Below are 26,303 nucleotides of genomic sequence, written 5' to 3'. Positions count from 1 at the left end.
CCCGCCGCCGGGCGCTCGAATGCGTCGCGGGGCGCGCTATGTCGCGCCGCAGGGCGCCGGTTTCGGCGTCATCCCGCGGCAGGATCGCGGAAATTCCGGGCCCGCGCGTTGTGACGCGGGCGAGGCGTTGCCATAAACGGGACAACGCAGAGGCGACTGACAGGAGGACACGCGTGACAGATCCGACCGCGACGGAAGCGACCGACCTTTTCATCATCGGTGGTGGCATCAACGGCTGCGGCATCGCGCGCGACGCGACGGGGCGGGGCTACTCGGTGGCCCTGGCCGAGATGGGCGACCTGGCCTCGGCCACGTCCTCGGCCTCGACGAAGCTGTTTCACGGTGGCCTGAGATACCTCGAGTACTTCGAGTTCCGGCTGGTGCGCGAGGCGCTCATCGAACGCGAGACGCTGCTGCGGGCGATGCCGCATATCTCGTGGCCCATGCGTTTCGTGCTGCCCTACCACCCGTCGATGCGCTTCGAGAGCGACACGCCGACCTCGAAGCTGCTGACCAGGGTGATGCCGTGGATGAAGGGGCGCCGCCCGAAGTGGCTGATCCGGCTGGGGCTGTTCATGTATGACAACCTTGGCGGTCGCCAGATCCTGCCCGGCACGTCCTCGGTGGACCTGCGCGGCGGCCCCGAGGGCGCGCCGCTCGACGACCGGTTCGAGCAGGCCTACGAGTATTCCGACTGCTGGGTGCAGGATTCGCGGCTGGTGGTGCTCAACGCCCGCGATGCCGAGGCCCGCGGCGCCCGCATCATGACGCGCACCAAGGTCCTGTCGGCGGAGCGCGAAACCAACCTCTGGCGCATCGAGGTCGAGGACACCGAGACCGGCGAACGCACGGTGCACCGCGCGCGCATGCTGGTGAACGCCGGCGGGCCGTGGGTGGGCGACATCATCCACCAGAAGGTGCACCTGAACGTGAAGGAGGGGGTCCGCCTCGTGCGCGGCTCGCACATCGTGGTCAAGCGGCTCTATGATCACGACAAGTGCTATTTCTTCCAGGGCACCGACGGGCGGATCATCTTCTCGATTCCCTACGAGGAGGATTTCACCCTCATCGGCACCACCGACGCCGAGCACCACGACCCCGACGCGCGGCCCGAGTGCACGCCCGAGGAAAAGCAGTATTTGATCGACTTCGCGAACCGCTACTTCAAGCGCAACATCACGCCGTCCGACGTGGTCTGGACCTACTCGGGCGTGCGGCCGCTCTACGATGACGGCGCGAGCAGCGCCACGGCCGCGACGCGGGATTACACGCTGAAGGTCGAGGGCGCGGGCGGTGCGCCGATGCTGAACGTCTTCGGCGGCAAGATCACCACCTATCGCCGGCTGGCCGAAAGCGCGCTTGCCAAGATCAACGACGCGCTCGGCCGTTCGGGCGAGGCATGGACCGCGGGCGTGCCGCTGCCCGGCGGCGCGTTCCCCGTCGACGGCGCCCCGGCGCTGGCGGAGAAGCTGCGCGAGGCGCATCCCTTCCTGTCCGAACGCTGGGCGCGGCGGCTGGTGCGCACCTACGGCACCGACGCCGAGGAGATCCTCGGCGACGCCACCACCGCCGAGGCGCTCGGCCCGGACTTCGGCGGCACGCTGACCGGCGCCGAGGTGAACTGGCTGATGACGCGCGAATATGCCCGCACGGCGCCCGACGTGCTCTGGCGCCGCACCAAGCTGGGGCTTCAGCTCGAAGAGCCGCAGGTGGCCGCCCTCGAGGACTACATGGCCGCCCGCCGTCGCGACGCGGCCCCAGCGCCCGCCAGCTGAGCACCACGTGACCGGGCATCGCCCCGGACCAGGCGCGGGCCGGCCCAGGGGACGGCGGCCCGCCATGAACGACCCCACGGGAGGAGAGACATGAGCTACATTCTCGCGATCGACCAGGGCACCACGTCCAGCCGGGCGATCCTGTTCGACAAGGATCTGAAGATCGATTCCGTCGCGCAGGAGGAATTCACCCAGCATTACCCCGACTCGGGCTGGGTCGAGCACGATTGCATGGACCTCTGGACCACGACCGCCGCGACCTGCCGGGGCGTGATGGAAAAGGCGGGCGTGCGCGCCGCCGATATCGCGGGCATCGGCATCACCAACCAGCGCGAAACCACGCTGGTCTGGGACCGCAAGACCGGAAAGCCGATCCACAACGCCATCGTCTGGCAGGACCGGCGCACCTCGGAGTTCTGCAAGAAGCTCAAGGCCGAGGGCCACGAGGAGACGGTCACCCGCAAGACCGGGCTGCTGCTCGATCCCTATTTCTCGGCCACCAAGGTCGCCTGGATCCTCGACAACGTCGAGGGCGCCCGCGCCCGGGCCGAGGCCGGAGAGCTGGCCTTCGGCACCGTTGACAGCTGGCTGATCTGGAACATGACGGCGGGCCACGTGCATGTGACCGACGCCACCAACGCCGCGCGGACGATGCTCTACGACATCCGGCACGGGCGCTGGTCCTCGACCATGTGCGAAATGCTGGGCATTCCGATGTCGATGCTGCCCGAGGTCAAGGACTGCGCCGCCGACTTCGGCATGGCCCGGTCCGACCTGTTCGGGGCCGAGATCCCGATCCTCGGGGTGGCGGGCGACCAGCAGGCGGCGACCATCGGGCAGGCGTGCTTCCGTCCGGGGATGCTGAAATCGACCTACGGCACCGGTTGCTTCGCGCTGCTGAACACCGGCGAAGAGCTGGTGACCTCGCAGAACCGGCTGCTCTCGACCATCGCCTACCAGCTCGACGGCAAGCGGACCTATGCGCTCGAAGGGTCGATCTTCATCGCCGGCGCGGTGATCCAGTGGCTGCGCGACGGGCTGAAGATCATCCGGTCGGCCAGCGAGAGTCAGCCCATGGCCGAAGCCGCCGACCCGACGCAGTCGCTGGTGCTTGTGCCCGCCTTCACCGGCCTCGGGGCGCCCTACTGGAACGCCGAGTGCCGGGGCGCGGTGTTCGGCCTTACCCGCAACAGCGGCCCCGAGGAATTCGCCCGTGCCGCGCTCGAAAGCGTGGGCTACCAGACCCGCGACCTGCTCGAGGCGATGCACGCGGACTGGTCCGGCGCCGAGGAGGCGGCGCTGAGGGTCGACGGCGGCATGAGCGCCTCGGATTTCGCGATGCAGTTCCTGGCCGACATCACCGGCGCCCCGGTCGACCGGCCGCGCGTGCTCGAGACCACGGCGATGGGCGCGGCGTGGCTCGCCGGCCAGCGGGCGGGGATCTATCCCGACATGGAGGGCTTCGGCGACCTGTGGGAGCTCGAGCGCAAGTTCGATCCGGCGATGGACGACACGAAGCGCGAGGAAAAATACGCCGCCTGGAAGCGGGCGGTCGAGGCCGCTCAGGCCTACTAGGCCGACCCGGCTTGACAATCGCCGCCCGCGGGCGCGAGTTGCGAAGGGCCGTGCCGCGGGGCGCGGCCCGATGCGTTTGAGAGGACAGGTGGAATGCAGACCGAGCATGGCGGCAAGACCGTATTCGGGGCCAGTCTCGGGATCCTGATGCTGGAAACGCGCTTTCCACGCATCCCGGGCGATATTGGCAACGCGCGCACATGGCCGTTCCCGGTGCAGTTTCGCATCGTGCGCAACGCCACCCCCGACAAGGTCGTGCGGCAGGACGCGCGGGTGCTCGTCGATCTCTTCATCGCGGCGGCGCAGGATCTCGTGGCGCATGGCTGCGATGGCATCACCACCAACTGCGGTTTCCTGTCGATCGTGCAGGACCAGATCGCCAGCGCGGTGCCGGTGCCGGTTGCGACCTCGTCGCTGATGCAGGTGCCGATGGTGCAGGCGATGCTGCCCACCGGCAAGCGGGTCGGCATCCTGACGATCTCGCCCGGCACGCTCACCGACGCGCATCTCTCGGCGGCCGGCGTCCCGCTCGACACGCCGGTGATGGGCACTTCGCCCGACGGCGAGTTTACCCGCAAGATCCTCGGCAACGCGTCCGAGATCGACTTCGCCGCCTGCCGCACCGAGATGCTGGCCGCCGGCCGTGCGCTGATCGAGGAGCACCCGGACGTCGGCGCCATCGTGCTCGAATGCACCAACATGACGCCCTACGCCGCCGACCTGCGGCGGGCGACCGGGCTGCCGGTGTTCTCGATCTACACCTTCCTGCAGTGGTTCCAGCAGTCGCTGATGCCCGACCGCTTCGCAGGCGGGGTCGACGACCCGCTGTTTTGAGGCGCGCGGTGGGTTGAAAACCCACCCTAGGCTGGCGCGCCGATCAGCGCTGGCGCTCAGTCGGGTACGTAGAGTTCCGAGTAGGCAAGCCGGACAAGCGCGCGGGTTTCCTCGCTACGGCGTTCGATGTGACCGCGCAGCGCCGCGACGGCGGCCTCGGTGTCGCGCGCCCGGACCGCCTCGGCGATGCGCCGGTGGGCGCCGAGATCCTCGCCGCCGCCGGGCGACAGGCGAAGCTGCCGCAGGTTGACGAGGCGCACGTAGCGAATGCGCTCGTAGACATTGCGCAGCATCCGGCACAGTTCGGCGTTGCCCGACAGCCCCGCGAGCTGCATGTGAAAGGCCTCGTCCATGCGGAGCAGCTCGGGCAGGTCGGTGCAGGCGGCGTACCGCGCTTCGGTGGCGTCGAGATGGTTGCAGAGCGCCGCGATGGCGTCGTCCTCGGCCGTCTCGATCCCGCGCCGCAGCGCCTCGGTCTCAAGCGCTGCGCGAACCTGGTAGAGGTCCTGCACCTGTTCCGGCGACAGCGTGCGGCAGAAGAAGCCCTGTCCGCTGACCACCGTCAGGAAGCCTTCGGCCACCAGCCGGTTCAGCGCCTCGCGCAGCGGCGTGCGGCTGACCGACAGCCGCCGCGTGAGCGCGGTTTCGTTCAGCCGGGCTCCGGGTTTGAAGTCGAAGCCGATCGCCATGTCGCGCAGCGTCTCGTAGGCGCGGTCGGCGCTGCTTTTGCCCTCTGTCATCGTCCCTCCGCCCATTCCCCTCCGGTGCCGGGCTTGCGCCGCGCGGCAAATCGGTGTTCGGTGCTGTATACAGCTTCGAATGCGATTCCGGAAGGAGACACCGATGGCCGCCACCCGCGAGCTCGGAAGCAACGAGATGAGCGGCGCCGAGGCGATGGTGCGCGCGCTCGAGGCCCATGGCGTCACCCATATCTTCGGGCTCTGCGGCGACACCACGCTGCCGTTCTACGACGCGATGCTGCGGCTCGATCACGGCATCACCCACGTGCTCACCCGCGACGAACGCTCGGCCTGCTACATGGCCGACGGCTTCAGCCGCGTGACCGGGCGCGTCGGCGTCTGCGAGGGGCCGTCCGGGGGCGGGGCGACCTACATACTGCCGGGGCTGATCGAGGCGAATGAATCCTCCTACGCGGTGCTCGCCATCACCACCGACATCTCGGTCGCCTCATACGGGAAATACCCGCTGACACAGGTCGACCAGGAGGCGCTGATGCGCCCGCTCACCAAGTGGAATACCGTGATCAGCCGCGCCGACCACATCCCGCGCATGGTGCGGCAGGCCTTCCGCGCCATGACGACCGGGCGCTCGGGGGCGGCGCACCTCGGGCTGCCCTACGACATCCAGTATGACCCGGTGCCCTCCGACGACATCTGGGCCGACCCGAAGCACGGCAGCTACCCGGCCTACCGCGCGGCCCCCGAGCCCGGCGCGGCCGAGGCGGCGGTCGCGGCGATCCTGTCGGCGGAGCGGCCGCTGGTGGTCTGCGGCGGCGGCGTGGTCATCGCCGACGCGATGGACGAGCTTGCGCGCTTTGCCGAGCGGCTCGACCTGGCGGTCGCGACCTCGATCTCGGGGCAGGGGGCGCTGGCCGACACGCATCCGCTGAGCCTCGGGGTGGTCGGCTCGAACGGCGGCACCGACGAGACCTGGGAGATGATGGAGGCCGCCGATCTCGTGGTCTTCATGGGCTGCCGCGCGGGTTCGACCACCACGGCGCGCTGGGAGCAGCCGAAGCCGGGCCAGCGCATCGTGCACATCGACAGCGACCCGATGGTGATCGGCGCCAACTACCCGACCGAGGTCGGCGTCGTCGCGGACCTTCAGCTGGCGCTTGCCGGGATGAACGCGGCGCTCGATGGACAGGACGGTCTGCCGGCCTTCGGCGGCGCGGCGGCGGTGGCCGACATCAAGGCGCGCAAGTTCGCCCGCTTCGATGCGCTCGCCAAGGCAGGCGAGGCGCCGATCCGGCCCGAGCAGGTCATCGACACGCTCAACCGCCTGCTGCCCGATGACGCCACGGTGGTCTCGGACCCGGGCACCTCCTGTCCCTACTGGAGCGCTTACGGCCAGCAGTCCCGGCCCGGGCGCCGCTTCATCACCAACCGCGCCCACGGAGCGCTGGGTTATGCGTTGAGCGCGGCGCTCGGGGCATGGTTCGGGCGGCCCGACGGCAAGGTGGTCGGGCTGATGGGCGACGGCTCCTTCGCCTTTGCCTGCGGCGAGCTCGAGACGGTGGCGCGAGTCGGTGCGCCGGTGACCTACGTGGTGTTCTCGAACGCCTCGTTCGGCTGGATCAAGGCCAGCCAGCGCGACGACTGCGACCGGCGCTACTACAACGTCGACTTCAACCGCACCGACCAGGCCGCGGTGGCGGCGGGCTTCGGCCTGAAGACATGGTCGGTGTCCGACCCCGCCGAGCTGGAGCCGGCGCTGGCCGAAGCACTGGCGCACGACGGGCCGACCCTGGTCGACGTGCGCTGCCAGCCACTCGAGGAAGCCGCCGCCCCGGTGCGGCGCTGGATGGGATAAGACAGATGAGCGACCACAGGATCGAGCAACTCCGGGTGCACCGGATCAACATCCCCGGCAAGGCGGTGCATTCCCACGGCATCGGCGACGTCGCGGGCATCCACACGGTGATTCTCGAGCTGATCACCGATACCGGGCTCACGGGCTGGGGAGAGGCGGCGACCTGGCCCGCCTTCACCGGCACCGCCGAGGCGGCGCTTGCCGCGCTGCATGTCTACCTGCGGCCGCACATCGTCGGCGCCGACCCGGTGCAGGTCGAGCCGCTGATGAAGACCGCCGAGACCGCCGTCGTCGGCCACCCCGAGGCCAAGGCCGCGCTCGAGATGGCCCTGCTGGATCTGGCGGGCAAGATCTCGGGCCTGTCGGTGAGCGAGCTGGTGGGCGGCCGGATGCGCGAGGACATGGGCCTGAGCTTTTCCGTCGCCAACCCGGATTTCGGCAAGGATCTCGAGGACGTGGCCGAGATGTGGGCCGACGGTGTGCGGATCTTCAAGATCAAGACGGGCTTTCGCGGGCATGACTTCGACCTGATGCGGCTGGAGCGGCTGCGCGCCGATTACGGCGCCGAGGCCGACCTGCGCATCGACTACAACCAGGGGCTCACCGCCTTTGACGCGGTGCGTCATATCCGCGATCTCGAGGCGTTCCGTCCGACCTTTGTCGAGCAGCCGGTGAAGATGCACGAGCGCGAGACGCTGGCGCATATCGCCCATGTGATCGACACGCCGATCATGGCGGACGAGTCGGTCTTCGGCGTGCGCGAGGCGCTCTACGGTGTGCAAATTCGCATGGCCGACATCTTCTCGCTGAAGGTGTTCAAGGCCGGCGGCATCCGCCGCGCGCTCGAGGTGGCGGCCATCGCCCGTGCCGCCGGGATCGAGGTCTACGGCGGCTGCATGTTCGAGACCGGGCTTGCGCATGCGGCGGGGGCACATCTCATGGCGGCACTGCCCGAGCTGCGGCTCGACTGCGAGTTCTACATGTCGCGCTACTATGCCGCCGAAGACATCCTCACCGCGCCCTTTCCGGTCGAGGCGGGGCGCGTGCATGTTCCGAAGGGGCCGGGTCTTGGCGTCGAGGTCGATCCCGCGCAGCTTGCGAAATACGCGGTGGAGCCGGCGCTCGGCTGAGCGGGCTCAGCCCATCAGCGCCCGGCGCAGCAGGTTCAGCCCGGCAATGAGCAGCACCCAGAGGGTGATCTTGCGGAACATCGCCTGGTCAATGCGGTCGTGCACCTTGAGCCCGATCCACATGCCCGCCAGCGCGGGGGCCAGCAGCAGCGCCGAGAACTGCACCGTCTGGGCGTTCAGCACGCCCGACACAACATGCGCTCCGGTCAGCGCCACGGCGCCCAGCCCGTAGGCGACGCCCTGGATGCGGATCTGCTCGCGCTTCTCGGTGTCGATGGCGGTGAGATAGGCCACCAGCGGCGGCCCCCAGACCCCGGACATGCCGCCGAGGAACCCCGCGACCGAGCCGACCGCAGCTTCGAGCCCGCGGTTTGCGCCGCCTGCCAGGTGCGGCCGCCAGCCGGCGATCTGCATCACGCAGAACAGCGCCACCGGCCCGCCGATCAGCGCCAGCATCACCGGCACCGAGAGCACGGTGACAAGCTGCGACGACAGGAGCAGGAACGCCAGGCCGATGCCGAGGAACACCCGGAAGCGGCGCACCGAGTGCAGCGCCGCGCGCGGGCCCTGCCGCAGTGCCTGGATGGCGTTGGTCGCGAGGGTCGGCAGGATGAGCCCGGCAAGCGCGATCTCGGGCGGCAGGAAGCTGCTGAGCCCCGAGATCAGGATCATCGGCATCGCGAATCCGACCATTCCCTTGATCAGGCCTGCCAGGATCGCGATACTGCAGGCAAGTGCCAGCCCGGCCGGCGACACGAGGGAAAAGATCACGTCCATTTCCCGCGCTTATCACGGCTTTCAACCCCCTGCATCAAGGAATTAGCGGGTAACAATAGAACCTATAGGTGCTATAATATGTATTTTTCTTGCGCTGCACCTGCAAAGTGGTTATTTGCGTGTGGACCCAGGAAAAGGAAATGATTCATGGCACATGACGGAGCGGACGTGACGCTTGGCCAGGGCATCCTGCTCGACGACCTGATGAGCCTCACCGGGGCGGCGATCGCGCCGGCGGAAGAGGTCCTCGAAAAGGCGAAACAGGCGGTGCGCGCAACGGTCGTGGAAGATGGCCGCGTTTCCGGAAAGCTGATCGAGGCGAACCAGTTCGCCGCCCACGGGCTGGCGTGGCTCGCGACCTATGTCGAGAGCCTGCGGCAGATGCAGTACTGGGCCGACAAGCTCACGGGCGAGGGCAGCTTCACCGAGGTCGAGCAGCTGATCCACCAGATCGCCTTCGGTGAATACCTCAGCCAGATCGCCGGCGGCATCCAGATGAACCAGGGCGAGATGGTGCGCCTGTCCGATCTGGGTCTCGACGCAGGCGCGCTCTCGGCGTTCCGTACCGACGCGGTCGAGACGCTGATGGCGCGCGGCAACACGCAGGGCGCCCGCACGCGTCTTGTCGAGCTGATGCAGGAACGCTCTGCCGAGATTACCGTTGGCAAGACCGGTCTCGACGACGAGCTCGAGATGATCCGCGAGCAGTTCCGCCGCTATGCCGTCGACAAGGTCGAACCCAACGCCCACGAATGGCACCTCAAGGACGAGCTGATCCCGATGGAGATCATCGAGGAGCTGGCCGAGATGGGCGTCTTCGGTCTCACCATCCCCGAGCAGTATGGCGGCCTGGGGCTCAGCAAGGCGTCGATGTGCGTGGTCTCCGAGGAGCTGTCGCGCGGCTATATCGGCGTGGGTTCGCTGGGCACGCGCTCCGAAATCGCGGCCGAGCTGATCCTCGCCGGCGGCACCGACGCGCAGAAGGAGAAGTGGCTTCCGGCGCTGGCCTCGGGCGAGAAGCTGCCCACCGCGGTCTTTACCGAGCCCAACACCGGGTCCGACCTCGGCAGCCTGCGCACCCGCGCAGTCAAGGACGACAACGGCGACTACACCGTCACCGGCAACAAGACCTGGATCACCCACGCCGCGCGGACGCACGTGATGACGCTGCTGGCGCGGACCGACCCGTCGAGCGACAACTACAAGGGTCTGTCGATGTTCCTGGCGGAAAAGACGCCCGGCGATGATGCCAATCCGTTCCCGACCGAGGGCATGACCGGCGGCGAGATCGAGGTGCTCGGCTATCGCGGCATGAAGGAGTACGAGCTCGGCTTCGACGGCTTCAAGGTCAAGGGCGAGAACCTGCTCGGCGGCGAGGAAGGCAAGGGCTTCAAGCAGCTCATGGAGACCTTCGAGAGCGCCCGCATCCAGACCGCCGCCCGCGCCATCGGCGTCGCCCAGTCGGCGCTCGACGTGGGCATGAAATACGCCGAGGACCGCAAGCAGTTCGGCAAGTCGCTGATCGACTTCCCTCGCGTCTCCGGCAAGCTCGCCATGATGGCGGTCGAGATCATGGTGGCGCGTCAGCTCACCTATTTCTCCGCCCGCGAGAAGGACGAGGGCATCCGCTGCGATCTCGAGGCCGGCATGGCCAAGCTGCTCGGTGCCCGCGTCGCCTGGGCGAATGCCGACAACGCGCTGCAGATCCACGGCGGCAACGGCTTCGCGCTGGAATACACGGTAAGCCGCATCCTCTGCGACGCCCGCATCCTCAACATCTTCGAGGGTGCCGCCGAAATCCAGGCGCAGGTCATCGCAAGACGGCTCCTCGGCTGACGATGTCGCAGACCCTCCGGCGGGGGTCTGCCTCGGCGGCACGCCGAAGTCCGGCAGCAAGTGATGGCACGCTGCCCCCCGCCTGGGAAGGATGCCTGCCTCACCAGCCATGAAAAGCGCCCTCCGGGGCGCTTTCTGCGTTTTGTCCGATCGGTGGGGAGAAGAATTTTCGTCGGAAAATTCTTTCCATGGGGCGGAGAGATTTTTCGACGAAAATTCTTCGCAGGTCGCTCTGCGGGGCCCACGGGCAGCGACATTGCGGGTCCACCGCACCTCCTGATCTCGATCAATGCCGCGATGCGGCGGGCGTGGTCTAAGATATTCGAAATTTCGAATGGAGGGCCAGATGGGCTACAAGGAAACGCTGTCCGACATGAAACCGCAGGTCAAGGCGTTCAACGCCGCGATCGGCGAGACCGCGCAGGGCTTCGGGGCCATCGCGAAGAGCCTCAAGGGCGATAGCGCGCTGACGCACAAGCAGAAGGAGCTCGTAGCGCTCGGAATCGCCGTGGCGATCCGCTGCGAGCCCTGCATCCTCTTCCACACCGAGGCGCTCGTTCGGATGGGCACCACCCGCGAGGAGATCGCCGAGACCCTGGCGGTCTGCGTCGAGATGGGCGGTGGCCCGGGTGTCATGTACGGCACCAAGGCGCTGGCCGCCTACGACGAGATGGCGGCTGTCTGACGCCTGCCATGCCACGAAAGGACAAAGGATGACACGTATTCTCAAGGCCACGGTCGTCGCGGTCTTCACCCTCGCGGGCATGGCCGCGGCCCAGGAACCGGGTGCGCATTTCATCGAGAGCTGGGATCTGGACGGCGACGGCCGGGTGACGCTGGCCGAAGCGCAAGAGCGTCGGGGCGATGTGTTCTACACCTTCGATGCCGACGAGAACGGCACACTCGATGCCGAGGAATACGCCGTCTTCGACGAGGCGCGCGCCAACGACATGGCAGGCCAGCCCGGCGCAGGGCGGGGCGCGATGTCGGTCGTTGCCGAGGGAATGACGCTCGACGCGAACGACGGCGACGGTGACGGGGCGGTGACCGAGGCCGAGTTCCTCGGCGCCAAGCAGGGCTGGATTGCCATGATCGACCAGACCGGCGACGGCGCGGTCACGGCGGAGGATTTCGCCATGCTCCAGAAGGGGCAGCCCGCGAACTGAGCCAGGGCAAACAGGCGCAGGAAAGAGAAAAGGCGGCCCCTTCGCGGGGCCGCCTTTTCTGACGTCCAGTGCCGGATGCCGGCGCGGTGTCAGCCGCGCAGGGTGCCGCCGGTGGCCTTGCCGACCTTCTCGACGATCTTCGCGGCAACGGCCTCGATGTCCTTTTCCTTCAGCGTGGTCTCGCTGGGCTGCAGGCGCACGGTGATGGCCAGCGATTTCTTGCCCTCGCCGAGCGAACCGCCGATGAACTCGTCGAAGACCCGGACCTCCTCGATCAGCGCCTTGTCGGCGCCCGCGGCGGCGTTCACGAGGTCCAGCGCAGCGACATCGGCGTCGACCACGAAGGCGAAATCGCGTTCGACCGCCTGCAGGTCCGCGAGCTTCAGCGCCGGGCGGCCCGAGCCCGACTTGCGCGGCAGCGGGATTTCCTGCGGGTAGAGCACGAAGGCCACCGCCGGGCCCTTCACGCCCAGCTCGGCAAGCACCTTGGGGTGGATCTCGCCGAAGACGCCCAGCACCTTCTTGGGGCCAAGGCACAGCTTGCCATGACGGCCCGGGTGCCACCATTCCTCGGCGCCGCGCAGGATCTGCATCTTGGCAGGCGCGCCCATCGCCGAGAGCACCGCCTCGGCGTCGGCCTTGGCGTCATAGATGTCGACGGGGCGCGAGGCGCCGTGCACGTCCTTGGGGCCGGTGCGGCCGACGAGAAGGCCGGTCACCTGCGTGTGCTGTTCCATCGGCTCGCCGCCGTGGAAGGCCGCGCCGACCTCGAAGAGGGCCACGTCGGCGAAGCCGCGCGCCTGGTTGCGGGCGGCGGCCTGCAGCAGGCCCGGCAGCAGCTGCGGCCGCATGTGGCTCATCTCGGAGCTGATGGGGTTGGCCAGCATCGTCGCGTCGTCACCGCCGCCGAAGAGCTCGGCCGCCGCCTTGTCGATGAAGCTGTAGGTCACGCACTCGTTGTAGCCGAGCTCGGCCACGGTGCGGCGGGCGACCTGCTCGCGCTTCTGCATCGGCGACAGGATCGGCGCCGGCACACCGGACTGCGGGCGCGGCATCGGCTGGCCCTGCAGCTTGGTGAGCGATGCGACGCGTGCGACCTCTTCCACGAGATCGGCCTCGCCCATCACGTCGGGGCGCCAGGTCGGCACCTGCGCCATGTCACCGTCGAGCGTGAAGCCGAGCGCGGTCAGCGTCGCGCGCTGCTCTTCCGCCGGGATCTCCATGCCGACGAGCGAGATCACCCGGTCGGTGTCGAGCTTGTAGGCGCGCGACACGTCCGGCACCTCGCCTGCGACGATCACCTCGGAGGCCTCGCCGCCGGCAATGTCGAGGATCATCTGCGTTGCCGCCTCGATCCCCGGCGCCGCCGAGGCCGGGTCGATGCCCCGTTCGAAGCGGTAGCGGGCGTCGGAGTTGATCTTGAGGCCACGGCCCGTGTAGGCGGTGCGGATCGGATCGAAATAGGCCGCCTCGACGAAGACGTTCACGGTCTCGTCCGACACGCCGGTCGGCTCGCCGCCCATCACGCCGCCAAGGCTCTCGGGGCCGCTGTCGTCGGAGATGAGGATCATCCCCGGCTCCATGGTGTAGGTCCGCTCGTCGAGGGCCTCGAGCGTTTCGCCGCCCGCGGCCGCGTGCACCCGCAGGCCGCCCGACACCTTGTCGGCGTCGAAGACGTGCAGCGGGCGGTTGCGGTCGAAGGTGAAATAGTTGGTCACGTCCACGAGGAACGAGATCGGGCGCAGGCCGATGGCCTTGAGCCGGTCCTGCAGCCATTGCGGCGAGGGGCCGTTCTTCACGCCGCGGATCACCCGGCCGCAGAACACCGGGCAGCCCTCTTTCGCGCTGTCCTCGATGGTCACCGAGACGGGGCAGGGGAAGGCACCGGGCACGGTCACCTCCGCAAGCGGCTTCAGCGTGCCGAGCCCGCGCGCCGCGAGATCGCGGGCGATGCCGTGCACGCCAAGCGCATCGGGGCGGTTCGGGGTGATCGCGATCTCGATCACCGGATCGACCTTGGCCGGGTCGTTCTCGGCCAGCCAATCGGTGAAGCGCTGGCCGATCTCGCCCGAGGGCAGCTCGATGATGCCGTTGTGCTCGTCGGAAAGCTCCATCTCGCGCTCGGAGCACATCATGCCGAAGCTCTCGATGCCGCGGATCTTGCCGACCTGGATGGTGGTGTCGATGCCGGGGACATAGGTGCCGGGCTTGGCCACCACGACGGTGATGCCCTCGCGCGCGTTCGGTGCGCCGCAGATGATCTGGCTCGGGCCCTCGTCGGTCTCGACGGTGCAGACCCTGAGCTTGTCGGCGTCCGGGTGCTTCTCGGCGGCCGTTACCTTGCCGATGGTAAAGGCGGAAAGACGGTCGGCGGGGTTCTCGACCCCTTCGACTTCGAGTCCGAGATCGGTGAGGGCCTCGGTGATCTCGTCGACCGTGGCCGTGGTGTCGAGGTGCTCTTTCAGCCAGGAAAGCGTGAATTTCATCGCGGTGCCGCCCGGGGTTGGTTGTCCGTGTCCGCAGCGCCTTACCCCATCGCGGCGCAGGGGGAAAGGGGCGCGGCCAAATGCCCGGCGCGCAGGCCAGAGCGCGTTTGCCATCGCGGTGTTTTCCCCTAGGCTAATAGCCACGGCCAACAGCCAAGACACGCAACGGCCGACAGCCACCAACCGCAGCAGACCGGGGATCTCGCCCGAATGACAGCCGAGCCGGATCTCGACACCCTGCTGGCGCAGAGCCGCCGCCGCGCGCGGCTTGGCCTGTGGCGGCGCAACACCTCGGACTGGGTGCTGTTTCTCGCGGGGGCGGGGCTGATCCTCTGGGGCGTCTTCGCCGGGGCGCAGGCGATGCGCTACAACTGGCAGTGGTATCGCATTCCGGACTACTTCTGGCGCGAAATCGACGGCGAGATCATCTGGGGCCCCTTCGTGCGCGGCCTGTTGGTCACGCTCGAGATCACGCTCTGGGGCGCGCTGCTGGCCTTTGCCATCGGGCTCGCGGTGGCGCTTCTGCGGCTGTCGCGCAGCTGGGCCGGGCACGCGCTGGCCACGGCCTATCTCGAGCTCATCCGCAACACGCCGCTGCTGGTGCAGATGTATCTCTTCTACTTCGTGCTGTCGCCGATCCTCGGGATCGACCGCTTCTGGACCGGGGTGCTGGCGCTCGCGGTTTTCGAGGCGAGCTTCATCTCGGAAATCCTGCGCTCGGGCATCCTGTCGGTGCCGCCAGCGCAGTGGGAGGCAGCCTCGTCGCTGGGGATGCGCGGCTACGCGACCTACCGCAAGGTGGTGCTGCCGCAGGCGGTGCCGCTGATGCTGCCGCCGCTGACCTCTTCGCTGGTGAACCTCGTGAAGAGCTCGGCCATCGTCTCGACCATCGCGATCTTCGACCTCACCAACGAGGGCCGCACGGTGATCGCCGACACCTTCATGACATTCGAGGTGTGGCTGACCGTGGCGGCGATCTACCTTGTGCTCACCATCAGCCTTTCCGCCGTGGCAAGCTGGCTGGAACGCCGCGCCCGGCGCCACACCGATCCATGATTTCAGGACACGACAACAGGGAGTTTCCCACATGAGCCTTTTCCGCACCCTTGCCCTCGCCGCGACCGCGGCGGTCGGGATCGCCTCGGCGGTGCCGGCGCAGGACACCCAGCAGGGGCTGTCGCAGGACAGCGTGATCGAGAGCATCAAGCGCGAGGGCGTGCTCAAGGTCGGCATGTCGACCTTCGTCCCCTGGGCGATGCGTGACAAGAACGGCGATCTCATCGGCTTCGAGATCGACGTCGCGAAGCAGCTTGCCGAGGACATGGGCGTCGAGGCCGAATTCGTGCCGACCGCCTGGGACGGCATCATCCCGGCGCTGCTGGCCGGCAAGTTCGACGTCATCATCGGCGGCATGTCGATCACACCACAGCGCAACCTGACGGTGAACTTCACCACGCCCTACGCGCGCTCGTCGCTGGGCGTGATGGCGAATATCGAGACCGCGCAGGACATCGAATGGCCCGAGGGCTTCGACTCGACCGACGTGACCTTCGCCTGCCGCCGCGGCGGGTCGCCCTGCGACTACATCCGCGACACCTTTCCCAAGGCGACCGTCCGCCTCTTCGATGACCAGAACCAGGTGATCCAGGAGGTGCTGAACGGCAACGCCGACGTGATGATGTCGTCGCAGCCGCTGCCGGCCTTCATCATCTACGACAACCCCGAAACGGTCTACGCGCCCACCGACGAGCTGATCGAGGCGTCGTCCGAGGCCTTTGCCGTGCGCAAGGGCGATCCGGACGCGCTGAACTTCTTCGACAACTGGATCCTGCTGCGCAGCAACGACGGCTGGCTCGAAGAGCGTCACGACTACTGGTTCGGCGGCCGCCCCTGGGCGGACCAGGTCCCGGAATAAGGAGCTGACGGGGCGGCCGCGCGCCGCCCCGCGCACGCATGTATCCCGATCCCGACCGCAAACGCCGCTTCGGCCTCATCGACTTCCTGCTCATCGCGATGGTGCTGGGCGGGGTGGCATACGTCTGGCACCGCGTGTCCGACGTGCTCGCCTACAAGTGGAACTGGTCCTACCTGCCGGGGGTGCTCTTCCGGCAGACCGAGGGCGGCTGGTACGAGCCCAACCTGCTGCTCGAGGGCTTCCTGACGACGATCCGGCTATCGCTCTGGGCGATGCTGATCGCGAGCCTGCTGGGCGTGGTTCTGGGGGTGATGGCGAGCCGGCGGCGCCTGCTGCCAAGGCTCACCACGACCGCATACGTCGGGCTCATCCGCAACATCCCGCCGCTGGTGTTCGTCTTCGTCTTCTACTTCTTCGTAAGCTCGCAGGTGATCCCGGCGCTCGGAGTCGACTCGTGGGCGCGCGACCTGTCGCCGGGGATGGAGCGGGTGGTGGGCGTGCTCGCCGGGCCGCCGAACCTGCTCGAGAACTTCCTTGCCGGGGTGCTGAGCCTCGCGATGTTCGAGGCCGCCTACATCGCCGTCATCGTCCGGGCCGGCATCGAGGCGGTGCCCGAGGCGCAGGTCGAGGCGGCGCGCAGCCTCGGGCTTTCGGGCCTCCAGACCTTTCGGCTGGTGGTGCTGCCGCAGGCATTTCGCAAGGTGACGCCGCCGCTTGCCAACCAGTTCATAATGCTGGTCAAGGACAGCTCGATCGTGTCGCTGATCTCGGTGCAGGAGCTGACGTTCACCGGCACGGAAATCGCCGTCTCGTCTCAGCGCCGCTTCGAGACCTACATCGTCGTCGCGGTGCTGTATTTCCTGCTGTGCTTCGGGCTGTCGCGGCTCTTTGCTCGGCTCGAGCGGCGCCAGCAGCGCAGCGGCCCGGGCTGAGCTCCAGCCCGGACCGCCGACGTGGTCAGCGCGGCTCGAAGTAATCGAGCGGGATCTTCAGGTAGCTGCGACCGTTATCCTCGGCCGGCGACTTGCGCCCACCGCGCGTGTTGATCTGCAGCGCTGCGAGCATCTGCGTCGGCAGCGGCAGCGTGCCGTCGCGCTTGTCACGCACCGCGCGGTATTCCTCTTCCGACGGGTCGTCCTTGAGGTGGATGTTCGACGCCTTGTGCTCGCCCACGGTGGCGCAGCAGGCCGCGTCGCGGCCATCGGGCGCGTAGTCGTGGCCCACGAACAGGCGGGTCTCGTCGGGCAGCGCGAGGATCGTCTGCAGCGTCTGGTAGAGTTCCTTGGACGAGCCGCCGGGGAAGTCGGCGCGCGAGGTGCCGCTGTCGGGCATCATGAAGGTATCGTGGACGAAGGCCGCGTCGCCCGCGACATAGGTGATCGAGGCAAGCGTGTGGCCCGGCGAGAAGATCACCTTGACCGGGATCTCGCCGACCGTGAACTCGTCGCCGTCGGCCCAGAGCTTGTCCCATGCCGCGCCGGTCGTGTCGAAGTCGTCGCCGAAGTTGTAGATTCCCTTCCACAGCTTCTGCACCTCGGTCACCTTCTCGCCGATGGACTGCGGGGCGCCCAGCTTCTCCTTGAGGTAGGCCGCCGCGGAAAGGTGATCGGCATGGGGGTGGGTGTCGAGGATCCAGACGATCTCGATGCCGGTCTGCGCGATGTAGTCGAGGATCGCGTCGGCGCTTTCGTGGGTGATCGCGGCGGCCTGTGGATCGAAGTCGAGCACCGGGTCGACGACCGCCCCCTTCATGGTGGCGGGATCGTGAAAGACGTATTGCCAGCTTCCGGTTGTCTCGTCCCAGAAGCCTTTGACTGTTGGGCTGTGGGTCATCTCTGTCCTCTCCGTGTCTTCGCGGCCGGCCGTGAGCGCCGGCGTCTCAAGTATGATATCTTCCGAATAAGAGATATGTTCCGCGGAGGGCGAAATTCCAGCCCGCGGGGGCGCGCGAAAAGAGCGCAGGCGGGGAGGGGATGCGCAATGAAAAGGCGCCGGACCGTGGTCACGATCCGGCGCCTGTCTCATGTCACGCGGGCCTCAGTCTCAGGTCGAGGCGTCGGCCTTCTGCGCGTGTTCGCGCACCTGTTTGCGGGCGAACACCCGGTAGACCACCGTGAAGAACAGCGGCACGAAGAGCACGCCCAGCACGGTGCCGGTGATCGTCCCGCCCAGCACCGCCGAGCCGACCGCGGTGCGGCCGCCGGCGCCGGCGCCGGTCGAGAGCACCAGCGGCACCACGCCCAGCGTGAAGGCGAGCGAGGTCATGATGATCGGCCGGAAGCGCTGCTTGGCCGCTTCCTTGGTCGCGGTGAACAGATCCTCGCCGGCATCGAAGCGCTCTCGTGCGAATTCCACGATGAGGATGGCGTTCTTGCCCGTCAGGCCGATGACCGTCAGCAGGCCGACCTGGAAGAACACGCCGTTCTCGAAGCCGAACCAGTAGGCCGCGCCCATGGTGCCCAGCACGCCGATCGGCATGGCGAGCATCACCGAGAAGGGGATGGTCCAGCTCTCGTAGAGCGCCGCGAGGCAGAGGAAGATCGCCGCCAGCGACAGCGCGTAGAGAAGCGGTGCCTGGCCGCCCGAGGAGCGCTCTTCCAGCGACAGGCCGGTCCAGGCGATCGTGTAACCGGGCGGAAGCTGCGACACGATGCGTTCCATCTCGGCCATCGCCTCGCCGGTGGTCACGCCGGGCGCGGGCGAGCCCTGGATCTGCATCGACGGGACGCCGTTGTAACGGTTGAGCCCCTGCGCGCCGTAGGTCCAGCTTTCCGAGGTGAAGTTGGCGAAGGGCACGAGGTCGCCGTTGGCGTTGCGCACCCGCCACTTCTGCAGATCGGAGGGCGTTGCCCGGCTATCCGGCGCGCCCTGCACGTAGACGCGCTTGATGCGACCGTTGTCGACGAAGTCGTTCACGTATTGCCCGGCCCAGGCGATCGACAGCACGTTGCCGACGTTCGTGGGCGTGACGCCCACGGCCCCGGCCGCACGCCAGTCGATGTCGAGCTCGAACTGTGCCGCATCCTCGAGCCCCGAGGGCCGCACCGAGGCGATCATGTCGCTCTGCGAGGCCATCCCGAGCAGCTGGTTGCGCGCGTTCAGGAGCTGTTCGTGCGTCTGCCCGCCCTGCGCCTGCAGGAAGAAGTCGAAGCCCGAGACGTTGCCCAGTTCGATGACCGAGGGTGGCACGATCGGGAAGACCTGCGCGTCCTGGATGGCCATGAAGGCGGGGAAGGCGCGGTTCGCCACCGCCTGCACGCTCAGGTTCGGATCCTGGCGTTCCTCCCAGTCCTTCAGTCGCACGAAGGCGATGCCCATGTTCTGGCCCTGCCCCGCGAAGGAGAAGCCGACGACGCCGAAGACCGACTCGACCGCCTCGCTCTCGTTCTCGAGGAAGTGCGCCTGCACCTGCTCGAGCACGTCCTGCGTGCGTTCGGCCGTGGCGCCGGTGGGCGCCTGGATGATGGTCATCAGGATGCCCTGGTCCTCGGCCGGCAGGAAGCCGGTGGGCGTGTTGTCGAAGAGCCAGACCATGCCGCCCGCGAGCGCGAGATAGACGACGAGCATCCGCAGCGGACGCTTGATGATGGCACCGACGGTGCCGCCGTAGCCATTGGTGGTCTTCTCGAAGCCCCGGTTGAACCAGCCGAACAGGCCGCGCTTGGTGTGTTCGGCATCCTTGGCCTTGAGCAGCGTTGCACAAAGCGCGGGTGTCAGGGTCAGGGCGACCAGCACCGATAGTGCCATGGCCGAGACGATGGTGATCGAGAACTGCCGGTAGATCACCCCGGTGGAGCCGGGGAAGAAGGCCATCGGCACGAACACCGCCGAGAGCACCAGCGCGATGCCGACAAGGGCACCGGTGATCTGGCCCATCGACTTGCGGGTCGCCTCGCGCGGGCCGAGACCCTCTTCCTCCATGATCCGCTCGACGTTTTCCACCACCACGATGGCGTCGTCGACGAGCAGGCCGATGGCCAGCACCATGGCGAGCATGGTCAGCGTGTTGATGGTGAAGCCGGCGGCGGCAAGAATGCCGAAGGTGCCGAGGATGACGACCGGCACGGCCAGCGTCGGGATCAGCGTCGCACGGATGTTCTGAAGGAACAGGAACATGACGCAGAACACGAGGATGATCGCCTCGAACAGGGTCTTCTGCACCTCGTGGATCGAGATCTCGATGAACGGGGTGGTGTCATAGGGAATGACGTAGTCGACCCCTTCGGGGAAGAACTCCTGGTATTCCTCGAGCCGCTCCTTGACCCGCTCGGCGGTGTCGAGCGCGTTGGCGCCCGAGGCAAGGTTCAGGGCCATGCCCGACGACGGCTGGCCGTTGTAGCGGGCGATGGTCGAGTAGTTCTCGGCGCCGATCTCGACTTCGGCCACGTCCTGCAGCAGCACGAGGCCACCGTCGGTTTCCGACCGCAGCACGATGTTGCGGAAGTCTTCGGGGGTCGAGAGCAGCGACTGCGCGGTGATCGTGGCGTTGAGCTGCTGGCCCTCGGGGGCGGGCAGGGTGCCGAAGGCGCCGGCCGAGATCTGCGCGTTCTGCGCCGAGACCGCGCTCACCACGTCCGAGGGGGTCATCTCGAACGCCGAGAGCTTCGAGGGGTCGAGCCAGATCCGCATGGCGTATTGCGCACCGAAGACCTGCGCGCCGCCCACGCCCTCGATGCGGGCGAACTCGTCGACCATGTTCGAGTTCAGGAAGTCCGAAAGGTCCGCCTGGTCGAGGTTGCCGTCCTGCGAGATGAGGCCGATCACCATGAAGAAGGAGGACGAGGCCTTCTCCACGGTCACGCCCTGTCTTTGCACGGACTCCGGCAGGAGCGCGGTCGCCTGGCTGAGCTTGTTCTGAACCTGGACCTGCGCGACGTCCGGGTCGGTGCCGGATTCGAACGTCAGCGTGATGCTGGCGGTCCCGGCCGAGGTGGACGACGACGACATGTAGCGCATCCCGTCGAGCCCGGTCATCTGCTGTTCGATGATCTGGGTCACGGTATTGGCGACGGTCTGGGCCGAGGCACCGGGGTATTGCGCGCTGATCCGCACCGAGGGCGGCGCGATCTGCGGGTATTGCGCGATCGGAAGCGTGAGGATCGACAGGACGCCGATCCCCATGATGAGGATCGAGATCACCCACGCAAAGACCGGGCGGTCGATGAAGAAACGGGCCATTGGGGACTCCTGGCGCCAGGGGCGCGGCTAATCTGCGGCTTAGTCTGCGGCGGTCTCGGCGTCGGCTGCGGGCTCTGCGCCTTCGGTGTCGCCGGTTGCGTCACCTTCGGCTGCGGGGGCCTCTGCACCGGCACCTTCGGCCGGGGGCGCGGAGGCCTCCCCGCCTTCGGCCTGCCGCTCCTGCGGGGTCACGGTCATGTCGGCGGACACCTTCTGGAGCCCGGCCACGATGACGCGATCCCCGGCAGACAGCCCGTCGGTCACGACCCAGTCCGAGCCCCGGTCGCGCTGGATGGTGAGCTGGCGCGGCTCCACGACGTTCTCTGCATTGACCACCATCGCCATGGGCCGGCCGCGGCGGTCGCGGGTCACGCCTTCCTGCGGGACCAGAACGGCACCTTCGACCTTGCCCTGCGGCATCTCGACCTGAACGTACATGCCCGGCAGGAGGAAATCGTCGGGGTTCGGGAACTCGAGCCGCAGCACGACCACGCCGGTCTGCTCGTTCACGTGCGGTTCGGCGGCGGCAAGGCGGCCGGTATGGTTGTATGTCGATCCGTCGGCCAGCTTGAGCGAGACGATCTGGCCTTCTTCCTCGGCCGCGTCCTGCCCGGAGCGCCGCCATTGCAGCAGTTCCGAGGCCGATTGCGTCACGTCCACGTAAACCGGGTCGAGCTGACGGATCACGGTGAGCGGCGTGGTCTGACCGGCGGTCACCAGCGCGCCCTGGGTCGCGTCGCTGAGACCGGCGGCGCCGGAGATCGGCGCCCGCACGACGGTCCGCTCGAGGTCGATTTCGGCCGACATCAGGTTGGCTTCCGCCACCTTGACCGAGGCCTCGGCCACGTCGCGCGCGGCGAGCGCGTCGTCGAGGTTCTGCTGGCTGGTCACGTTGCGGTCGCGCAGCTCCTGCTGGCGGGTGGCCTCGCGCCGGGCGGAGGCAAGCTGGGCCTGTGCCTGCGCGAGCGAGGCTTCGGCAGCGGCCTTGGCGGCTTCGTAGGTGGCGGCGTCGATCTGGTAGAGCGCGTCGCCCATCGCCACTTCGGAGCCTTCCTCGAACAGCCGCTCGGTGATGATTCCGTTCACCTGCGGACGGACCTCGGCCACGCCGGAGGCGGCGACCCGGCCGGGCAGGGTCGCGGTCAGCGTCACGTCGGACGATTCGAGCGTCACCACCGTGACGGCCTGGGGCGGCCGTTCGCCGCCCTGTTGCTGGGCCATGGCGGGCAGCGCCGCAGAAGCGGCCAGCCCGGCAACGGCGAGCGCGCGGCGGAGGCCGCGGAAAAATCCGTTGAGCATATCGTCACTCCGAAAAAAGGCAGTTTACCGCCGGTGCGCGGAACAGTCTTGAATGCCGATAAGGAAACCGCGTAGTTTTGTAAAGTGCGCGGTGACCCGGAGGGCGGAGTTTCAGTCCGGGCCGTGACGAAGGAGGCAGGATTTGAGGCAGTGCTCATCGAATGGTTGCGACAAGACCCCGCGCAGGCGGGGGCGTCCGGTCCAGATCGATCAGGAAACGCGCGAGTGCATGGTGCTCGATGCGGTTTCGGAACTGCTCAAGGGCTGCCGGCTCGAAGATGTCAGCATGTCCGCCATCGCGCGCCAGGCGGGCATGTCGAAGCGCACGCTCTACACGATCTTTTCCAGCCGCGAGGAACTGCTCGGCGCCACCTTCGCGCGGATCGGCCAGGCGCTGTTCCGTCCGCTCGACGAGGCCGAGCGCAGCCTGCCGCTGGTCGAACGGTTGCGCACGCTGCTCACCGTGGGCCAGGTCCCGATCTTCGAGAACGCGCCGCTGGAAGTGTTGCGCGCGGTCGTCTCCGAGGCGCCGATCTATCCGCGCATTGCCGAGCAACTCGACGCCGAGGGGCGCGGGGCGCTCATCCGCTACATCAGCCAGGAGCTCGATGCCGGCGTCGCGGAGGGGGAGGTGAGCCTGCACGGCATGGCGGCGATCGAGGCGGCCGAACTGCTGGTCGACATGGTGATGGGGGACACGCTGCATCGCCTGCTCACGCCCGAGACCCCCTGTGGCGGCCCGAGGGAGCACGAGGTGCGGCGGGACCGCGCGCTCACGATCTTTCTCGGCGGGCTTCGGCCGCGCTGAGCTTCCCGGACGACGCCGGGCGGGCTAGGCTGTCGCGATCGCCATTTCGATCCGGACCATTTGCATGATGCTTTCCCACGACGCTCTTCCGCCCCGCCAGGCGCAGCCCATGGCGCGGCTGGCCGGGGTGCTCTACCTCGCCATTATCCTGCTGGGGCTCACGAGCGAGCTTGCCCTTCGCGGCGCGCTGCTCGTCCCCGGTGACGCCGCGGCCACCGCCGAACGCATCCTCGCGGCGCCGGGCCTGCTGCGTGCCAGCCTTGCCGCCGACACGCTGATGGCGCTCGCCGACGTGGCGCTCGCGGTGCTGCTCTACCTCCTGCTGCGCCCGGTGAACGGGGGCGTCGCGCTCGCGGCTATGGTGTTCCGGCTGGTGCAGGCAGCGCTCATCGCGATGTCGCTGCTGTTCCAGCAGGCGGCACTGCTGACGCTCGACGCCGGGGGCGATCCGGCGCTGGCGCTGGGCGCGATGGAGATGCACGGCCACGGCTACGATCTGGGGCTGGTCTTCTTCGGCGTGAACAGCCTTCTGACCGGCTGGCTGCTCTGGCGGTCGGGCTGGGTGCCGCGGGCGCTTGCGGGGCTGCTGGCACTGGCCGGGCTGGTCTACCTGTCGGGCAGCTTCCTGCTGTTCCTGGCACCGGCGCAGGCGGCCGCCTTCCAGATGGCCTATGTGATTCCCGTCGTTGCCGAGACCGGCTTCTGCCTGTGGTTGCTGATCCGCGGCCTCGGCCCGCGCCGGCGGTAGCGCGGATCCGCGCCACGAGGGCGTGTCGGACATGGCGCGTCACGAGAAAGGACGCTCCGGTATCTTGCCAATTTCGTGCTGCGCTCGCAAAGTCGCCGCATGCAAATCTACCTGCCCATCGCCGAGGTTTCGGTCAACGTCTTCCTCCTGTTCGGACTTGGCGGGATGGTGGGTATCCTCTCGGGGATGTTCGGCGTGGGCGGCGGGTTCCTGATCACGCCGCTGCTGTTCTTCCTGGGCATCCCGCCGGCGGTCGCGGTGGCGACCGGGGCGAACCAGATCGTCGCGAGCTCGGTGTCGGGGGTGCTGGCGCATCTCAAGCGCCGGACGGTCGACCTGCGCATGGGCACGGTGTTGCTGGCGGGTGGCCTGATCGGCGCCGGCCTTGGCGTCTGGGTGTTCAACCTGCTCAAGGAGATCGGCCAGGTCGATCTGCTGGTGCGGCTCTGCTACGTGGTCTTCCTCGGGGTCATCGGTTCGCTGATGTTCGTCGAAAGCCTGAACGCGCTGCGCCGCTCGTCCAAGGGGGGCAAGCCGAAGCGGCGCCACCACGGCTGGGTGCACGGGCTGCCGTTCAAGATGCGGTTCCGCACCTCCGGGCTCTACATCTCGTCGATCCCGCCGCTGCTGGTGGGGCTGTCGGTGGGGGTGCTCTCGGCGATCATGGGCGTCGGAGGCGGCTTCATCATGGTGCCGGCGATGATCTACATCCTCGGGATGCCGACCAAGGTGGTCGTGGGCACCTCGTTGTTCCAGATCATCTTCGTGACCGCCTTCACCACGATGCTGCACGCGGTCACCAACTACACGGTCGACATCCTGCTCGCGCTGGTCCTGCTCATTGGCGGCGTCATCGGCGCGCAGATCGGCACCGCGGTCGGCACCCGCATGAACGCCGAGCAGCTGCGTATCGCGCTCGCGTCGCTGGTGCTGCTGGTCTGCGGCAAGCTGGCGCTGGACCTGTTCCTGACGCCGGGCGATCTCTACCAGCTGGGGGCGCAATGATCCGGGGTCTGCTCGCCCTGCTGATGCTCGTCGCGCTGCCTGCCCGGGCGGAAGAGGTCGTGATGGGCCTGAGCCACGACCGGGTGTCGATCAACACCAGTTTCGACGGCTCCGAGATCCTCATTTTCGGCGCCATCAAGCGCGAAACCACGATCAGCCAGGACCCGCCCCTGCAGGTCATCGTGACTTTGTCGGGGCCGGTGGCGCCCAGCACCGTCTGGCGGAAGGAGCGGCGGTTCGGCATCTGGATGAACACCGACGCGGTCGAGATCGACGAGGCGCCCTCGTTCTACGCCGTCGCGACCTCGGCCCCGTGGGAGAACGTCATCTCGGACGTCGAGGACCTGCGCCACGAGGTCTCGATCCCGCGCGCCATCCGTTCGGTCGGCGCGCCCATGAACATCACCGACTCGCAGAGCTTCACCGACGCGCTGATCCGCCTGCGCGAGAAGCAGGGGCTCTACCAGCGGCGCTTCGATAGCGTCGAACTGCGCGAGTCCACCCTGTTCGATACCTCCATCTCCATGCCCGCGAACATCGTCGAAGGCCGCTACCTCGTCAGGGTCCTGCTGACGCGCGGCGGCAAGGTGATCTCGCAGCACGTCTCCGAGATGGAGGTCGGCAAGGTCGGCATCGAGCGCTGGCTTTTCAACCTGTCCCGAAACCAGCCGCTACTCTACGGGCTTCTCTCGCTGGTGATCGCCATCGCCGCGGGCTGGGGCGCGTCGGCGGCCTTCAGAGCACTGAAATCCGGATGACACGAAACGCACCTTCCCCCCGCTCCGCCTATCCCGTCTTCCTGCCCGTGCAGACGCGCTGGGACGACAACGACCAGTACGGTCATATCAACAACGTCACCTACCTGTCTTACATCGACACGGTGATCACGCTCTGGCAGATCGAGCAGGGCATGGACCTAGGCGGCGATGCGGGGATGCGCTTCCTCGTGGTCGAGAGCGGCTGCACCTACCACGCCGAAGCCCGCTTCCCGGACACGCTGCACGCCGGCATCCGTGTCGGCAAGCTTGGCAACAGCTCGGCCCGCTTCGAGGTCGGCCTGTTCCGCAACGACGATGAAACCGCCTGCGTCGAGGGCTTCTTCGTGCATGTCGCCGTCGATGCCGAGACCCGGCCGATGCGCATTCCCGAGCCAGAGCGCAGCAAGATCGAGGCGATCCTGGCGTCCTGACCGTCGTGCCGCGACGCGACCGGGGCGTT

At 67.8% G+C, this 26,303-nt stretch carries 22 protein-coding genes; 16 read left to right on the top strand and 6 right to left on the bottom strand.

The features are described 5' to 3' along the window. The first annotated feature begins 173 nt into the window (after positions 1-173). The 3 genes from glpD (at position 174) to D6860_RS05615 (ending at position 4,184) form a co-directional block, all read left to right on the top strand. A complete protein-coding gene (gene glpD, locus D6860_RS05625; RefSeq protein WP_076622518.1) occupies positions 174-1,775 on the top strand; it encodes a glycerol-3-phosphate dehydrogenase in 1,602 nt (533 codons plus the stop codon). Positions 1,776-1,865: 90 nt separating this feature from the next. Continuing rightward, the gene (glpK, locus tag D6860_RS05620) at positions 1,866-3,350 is read left to right on the top strand and encodes a glycerol kinase GlpK (RefSeq protein WP_076622517.1); all 1,485 of its coding nucleotides are present in this window, start codon (positions 1,866-1,868) and stop codon (positions 3,348-3,350) included. A 93-nt stretch (positions 3,351-3,443) separates the two neighbouring features. Next, positions 3,444-4,184 (top strand): aspartate/glutamate racemase family protein, encoded by a 741-nt coding sequence (locus tag D6860_RS05615; RefSeq protein WP_076622516.1) that lies wholly within the window; start codon positions 3,444-3,446, stop codon positions 4,182-4,184. A 56-nt stretch (positions 4,185-4,240) separates the two neighbouring features. Here D6860_RS05615 and D6860_RS05610 read toward each other — a convergent pair whose 3' ends face one another. Next, positions 4,241-4,924, bottom strand: a complete 684-nt coding sequence (locus D6860_RS05610) for a GntR family transcriptional regulator (RefSeq protein ID WP_076625255.1) — start codon at positions 4,922-4,924, stop codon at positions 4,241-4,243. Between the two features lie 103 nt (positions 4,925-5,027). Between D6860_RS05610 and D6860_RS05605 the strand changes: the two genes are divergently transcribed. Next, entirely contained in the window at positions 5,028-6,737 is a 1,710-nt protein-coding gene (locus D6860_RS05605; RefSeq protein WP_076622515.1) for a thiamine pyrophosphate-binding protein, read from the top strand. Positions 6,738-6,742: 5 nt separating this feature from the next. Continuing rightward, the gene (locus D6860_RS05600; RefSeq protein ID WP_076622514.1) at positions 6,743-7,867 is read left to right on the top strand and encodes an enolase C-terminal domain-like protein; all 1,125 of its coding nucleotides are present in this window, start codon (positions 6,743-6,745) and stop codon (positions 7,865-7,867) included. 6 nt (positions 7,868-7,873) lie between these two features. Here D6860_RS05600 and D6860_RS05595 read toward each other — a convergent pair whose 3' ends face one another. Continuing rightward, positions 7,874-8,644 carry a sulfite exporter TauE/SafE family protein gene (locus tag D6860_RS05595; protein WP_076622513.1) on the bottom strand — a complete coding sequence of 257 codons (771 nt, stop codon included), beginning with the start codon at positions 8,642-8,644 and terminating at the stop codon, positions 7,874-7,876. 147 nt (positions 8,645-8,791) lie between these two features. Here D6860_RS05595 and D6860_RS05590 point away from each other — a divergent pair, with 147 nt between their 5' ends. The 3 genes from D6860_RS05590 to D6860_RS05580 all read left to right on the top strand — a co-directional run bounded on the left by D6860_RS05590 (position 8,792) and on the right by D6860_RS05580 (position 11,646). After that, entirely contained in the window at positions 8,792-10,480 is a 1,689-nt protein-coding gene (locus D6860_RS05590) for an acyl-CoA dehydrogenase family protein (RefSeq protein ID WP_017467565.1), read from the top strand. 346 nt (positions 10,481-10,826) lie between these two features. Continuing rightward, positions 10,827-11,165, top strand: a complete 339-nt coding sequence (locus D6860_RS05585; protein WP_076622512.1) for a carboxymuconolactone decarboxylase family protein — start codon at positions 10,827-10,829, stop codon at positions 11,163-11,165. 28 nt (positions 11,166-11,193) lie between these two features. After that, positions 11,194-11,646, top strand: a complete 453-nt coding sequence (locus D6860_RS05580) for an EF-hand domain-containing protein (protein WP_076622511.1) — start codon at positions 11,194-11,196, stop codon at positions 11,644-11,646. Positions 11,647-11,735: 89 nt separating this feature from the next. Here the strand turns inward: D6860_RS05580 and pheT are convergent, their stop codons facing one another. Further along, positions 11,736-14,132 carry a phenylalanine--tRNA ligase subunit beta gene (gene pheT / locus D6860_RS05575; RefSeq protein WP_076622510.1) on the bottom strand — a complete coding sequence of 799 codons (2,397 nt, stop codon included), beginning with the start codon at positions 14,130-14,132 and terminating at the stop codon, positions 11,736-11,738. A gap of 210 nt (positions 14,133-14,342) precedes the next feature. Here pheT and D6860_RS05570 point away from each other — a divergent pair, with 210 nt between their 5' ends. The 3 genes from D6860_RS05570 to D6860_RS05560 are packed head-to-tail and all read left to right on the top strand — an operon-like array spanning position 14,343 to position 16,979. After that, positions 14,343-15,188 carry an amino acid ABC transporter permease gene (locus D6860_RS05570; protein WP_083697747.1) on the top strand — a complete coding sequence of 282 codons (846 nt, stop codon included), beginning with the start codon at positions 14,343-14,345 and terminating at the stop codon, positions 15,186-15,188. Positions 15,189-15,219: 31 nt separating this feature from the next. Continuing rightward, entirely contained in the window at positions 15,220-16,047 is an 828-nt protein-coding gene (locus tag D6860_RS05565; RefSeq protein ID WP_076622509.1) for a transporter substrate-binding domain-containing protein, read from the top strand. Positions 16,048-16,085: 38 nt separating this feature from the next. Beyond that, positions 16,086-16,979, top strand: coding sequence for an amino acid ABC transporter permease (locus D6860_RS05560; RefSeq protein ID WP_076622508.1), 894 nt, complete (start codon positions 16,086-16,088; stop codon positions 16,977-16,979). A 25-nt stretch (positions 16,980-17,004) separates the two neighbouring features. Here the strand turns inward: D6860_RS05560 and D6860_RS05555 are convergent, their stop codons facing one another. The 3 genes from D6860_RS05555 to D6860_RS05545 all read right to left on the bottom strand — a co-directional run bounded on the left by D6860_RS05555 (position 17,005) and on the right by D6860_RS05545 (position 22,524). Beyond that, a complete protein-coding gene (locus D6860_RS05555; RefSeq protein ID WP_017468968.1) occupies positions 17,005-17,880 on the bottom strand; it encodes an MBL fold metallo-hydrolase in 876 nt (291 codons plus the stop codon). 210 nt (positions 17,881-18,090) lie between these two features. Continuing rightward, positions 18,091-21,225: an efflux RND transporter permease subunit gene (locus D6860_RS05550; RefSeq protein WP_076622507.1), complete on the bottom strand. Its 3,135-nt coding sequence runs from the start codon at positions 21,223-21,225 to the stop codon at positions 18,091-18,093. Positions 21,226-21,264: 39 nt separating this feature from the next. Then, positions 21,265-22,524, bottom strand: a complete 1,260-nt coding sequence (locus D6860_RS05545) for an efflux RND transporter periplasmic adaptor subunit (RefSeq protein ID WP_076622506.1) — start codon at positions 22,522-22,524, stop codon at positions 21,265-21,267. Positions 22,525-22,753: 229 nt separating this feature from the next. Between D6860_RS05545 and D6860_RS05540 the strand changes: the two genes are divergently transcribed. The 5 genes from D6860_RS05540 (at position 22,754) to D6860_RS05520 (ending at position 26,274) form a co-directional block, all read left to right on the top strand. After that, entirely contained in the window at positions 22,754-23,332 is a 579-nt protein-coding gene (locus tag D6860_RS05540; RefSeq protein WP_083697746.1) for a TetR/AcrR family transcriptional regulator, read from the top strand. Between the two features lie 64 nt (positions 23,333-23,396). Next, positions 23,397-24,080 carry a DUF4386 domain-containing protein gene (locus D6860_RS05535; protein WP_229743254.1) on the top strand — a complete coding sequence of 228 codons (684 nt, stop codon included), beginning with the start codon at positions 23,397-23,399 and terminating at the stop codon, positions 24,078-24,080. A gap of 99 nt (positions 24,081-24,179) precedes the next feature. Next, a complete protein-coding gene (locus D6860_RS05530) occupies positions 24,180-25,085 on the top strand; it encodes a sulfite exporter TauE/SafE family protein (protein WP_076625252.1) in 906 nt (301 codons plus the stop codon). Further along, positions 25,082-25,843, top strand: a complete 762-nt coding sequence (locus tag D6860_RS05525) for a TIGR02186 family protein (protein ID WP_076622504.1) — start codon at positions 25,082-25,084, stop codon at positions 25,841-25,843. Before D6860_RS05530 ends, D6860_RS05525 begins: the two co-directional genes overlap by 4 nt. Then, the gene (locus D6860_RS05520; RefSeq protein ID WP_076622503.1) at positions 25,840-26,274 is read left to right on the top strand and encodes an acyl-CoA thioesterase; all 435 of its coding nucleotides are present in this window, start codon (positions 25,840-25,842) and stop codon (positions 26,272-26,274) included. The genes D6860_RS05525 and D6860_RS05520 overlap by 4 nt, the downstream gene beginning before the upstream one ends. The last annotated feature ends 29 nt before the right edge of the window (positions 26,275-26,303 follow it).

Origin of the sequence: Salipiger sp. D13, assembly GCF_003703915.1 — a bacterium.
Lineage (GTDB): Bacteria > Pseudomonadota > Alphaproteobacteria > Rhodobacterales > Rhodobacteraceae > Salipiger > Salipiger profundus.
Note: the sequence above shows the minus strand (reverse complement) of the source record. Positions and strands in the feature narration are given on the sequence as shown.

Bases quoted from the DNA above. Each gene is read 5' to 3' on its own strand.
- D6860_RS05545 (WP_076622506.1), bottom strand. From the start codon at position 22,524: ATGCTCAACGGATTTTTCCGCGGCCTCCGCCGCGCGCTCGCCGTTGCC.
- D6860_RS05555 (WP_017468968.1), bottom strand. From the start codon at position 17,880: ATGACCCACAGCCCAACAGTCAAAGGCTTCTGGGACGAGACAACCGGA.
- D6860_RS05595 (WP_076622513.1), bottom strand. From the start codon at position 8,644: ATGGACGTGATCTTTTCCCTCGTGTCGCCGGCCGGGCTGGCACTTGCC.
- D6860_RS05610 (WP_076625255.1), bottom strand. From the start codon at position 4,924: ATGACAGAGGGCAAAAGCAGCGCCGACCGCGCCTACGAGACGCTGCGC.
- pheT (WP_076622510.1), bottom strand. From the start codon at position 14,132: ATGAAATTCACGCTTTCCTGGCTGAAAGAGCACCTCGACACCACGGCC.
- D6860_RS05600 (WP_076622514.1), top strand. From the start codon at position 6,743: ATGAGCGACCACAGGATCGAGCAACTCCGGGTGCACCGGATCAACATC.
- D6860_RS05570 (WP_083697747.1), top strand. From the start codon at position 14,343: ATGACAGCCGAGCCGGATCTCGACACCCTGCTGGCGCAGAGCCGCCGC.
- glpK (WP_076622517.1), top strand. From the start codon at position 1,866: ATGAGCTACATTCTCGCGATCGACCAGGGCACCACGTCCAGCCGGGCG.
- D6860_RS05560 (WP_076622508.1), top strand. From the start codon at position 16,086: ATGTATCCCGATCCCGACCGCAAACGCCGCTTCGGCCTCATCGACTTC.
- D6860_RS05605 (WP_076622515.1), top strand. From the start codon at position 5,028: ATGGCCGCCACCCGCGAGCTCGGAAGCAACGAGATGAGCGGCGCCGAG.
- D6860_RS05615 (WP_076622516.1), top strand. From the start codon at position 3,444: ATGCAGACCGAGCATGGCGGCAAGACCGTATTCGGGGCCAGTCTCGGG.
- D6860_RS05590 (WP_017467565.1), top strand. From the start codon at position 8,792: ATGGCACATGACGGAGCGGACGTGACGCTTGGCCAGGGCATCCTGCTC.
- D6860_RS05520 (WP_076622503.1), top strand. From the start codon at position 25,840: ATGACACGAAACGCACCTTCCCCCCGCTCCGCCTATCCCGTCTTCCTG.
- D6860_RS05535 (WP_229743254.1), top strand. From the start codon at position 23,397: ATGATGCTTTCCCACGACGCTCTTCCGCCCCGCCAGGCGCAGCCCATG.
- D6860_RS05565 (WP_076622509.1), top strand. From the start codon at position 15,220: ATGAGCCTTTTCCGCACCCTTGCCCTCGCCGCGACCGCGGCGGTCGGG.
- D6860_RS05580 (WP_076622511.1), top strand. From the start codon at position 11,194: ATGACACGTATTCTCAAGGCCACGGTCGTCGCGGTCTTCACCCTCGCG.
- D6860_RS05530 (WP_076625252.1), top strand. From the start codon at position 24,180: ATGCAAATCTACCTGCCCATCGCCGAGGTTTCGGTCAACGTCTTCCTC.
- D6860_RS05585 (WP_076622512.1), top strand. From the start codon at position 10,827: ATGGGCTACAAGGAAACGCTGTCCGACATGAAACCGCAGGTCAAGGCG.
- D6860_RS05525 (WP_076622504.1), top strand. From the start codon at position 25,082: ATGATCCGGGGTCTGCTCGCCCTGCTGATGCTCGTCGCGCTGCCTGCC.
- D6860_RS05540 (WP_083697746.1), top strand. From the start codon at position 22,754: ATGGTGCTCGATGCGGTTTCGGAACTGCTCAAGGGCTGCCGGCTCGAA.
- D6860_RS05550 (WP_076622507.1), bottom strand. From the start codon at position 21,225: ATGGCCCGTTTCTTCATCGACCGCCCGGTCTTTGCGTGGGTGATCTCG.